The organism is Paracoccus cavernae, assembly GCF_042430175.1.
GTDB lineage: Bacteria > Pseudomonadota > Alphaproteobacteria > Rhodobacterales > Rhodobacteraceae > Paracoccus > Paracoccus cavernae.
Genome location: NZ_JBHMDZ010000025.1, coordinates 1 through 1,199, shown reverse-complemented (window position 1 = coordinate 1,199; position 1,199 = coordinate 1). Strand labels below are relative to the sequence as shown.

Below are 1,199 nucleotides of genomic sequence, written 5' to 3'. Positions count from 1 at the left end.
CAGGTAAAGCTCGTGGTCTGGGACCTGGACGAAACCTTCTGGGGCGGCACCCTGTCGGAAGAAGGCATCCAGCCGATCGCGGAAAATATCGCCATAATCCGCGAGTTGGTCGATCGCGGAATCATGTGCTCCATCTGTTCGAAGAACGATTTTGCCCCCGCCCAAGCCGCGCTGGAGAAACTCGGGATCTGGGAGCTGTTCGTTTTCCCGCATATCGCCTGGTCGCCCAAAGGTCAGGCAATCGCCCAGATGATTGACGAAATGGGCCTTCGCGACGAAAACGTGCTCTTTCTCGACGACAACCATCTCAACCTCGAGGAGGCGGTCTTTTTCAGCCCCAGGTTGATGACGGTCGATGCGTCGAAGGGGCCTCTCTCCGGTCTGCTTGATCTGCCGCAGCTCAAGGGAAAGGCCGACAAGGAGCACTCGCGCCTGCAGCAATACAAGGTGATGGAGCAGAAGCGGCACGAGCGCGAGAACTCCGGCCTCTCGAACACCGACTTCCTTCGGCAATCCGGAATCAAGATCAAGATCATCACGGATGTCGAGAACCACATGGACCGCGTGCTGGAGATTCTGAACCGCACCAACCAGCTGAACTTCACCAAAGAGCGCGCGAATACCGAGGCCGAGCGCAAGGCGCTTGACCAGCTGCTCGCGGTCTCGGGCATGCATGCCGGTCTCATTCATGTGCAGGACCGCTACGGCGATTATGGCGTGGTCGGCTTTTTCTGCGTGCGCACGAAGTTTTCGGGCACGACGGTGCATCACTTCGCCTTCTCCTGCCGCACGCTCAATATGGGCGTCGAGCAATGGGTCTGGGACTACCTCAACCGTCCCGAATTCAAGGTTGTCGGCCCTGTCGCAAGCCAGTTGAACACGCCCGAAACGGTCGATTGGATCACCGAAGTTCCCGATTTCGACGCCGATCTGTCGAATGCGGTTGATCGCAGGCTTTGCCTCGTCGGCGGCTGCGATTTGCTTCAGGTCTCGTTCTACTGCGGCACGAATCGCGATGAATTCGTCAACAAGCAGGATGATCAGGGCAAACTCGTCCGTTACGACGATGTCGGCTTCATCCTGAACGAGCGCCACAAATCGCTCCGCCATTCAAACCCGCTGCGCAGCTTCGTCGGGCAAACGCTTGACGATATGCTCGCCTTCGACAAATCGGTGGCCGAGGCGGATCTGACCCTGCT

Annotated in this window: 1 protein-coding gene; it reads left to right on the top strand. The window is 58.2% G+C overall.

From position 1 onward, the window contains the following. Window positions 1-12 precede the first annotated feature (12 nt). On the top strand, window positions 13-1,199 hold a 1,187-nt coding region (locus ACFFUC_RS12480; protein WP_377686692.1), incomplete at its 3' end, for a hypothetical protein.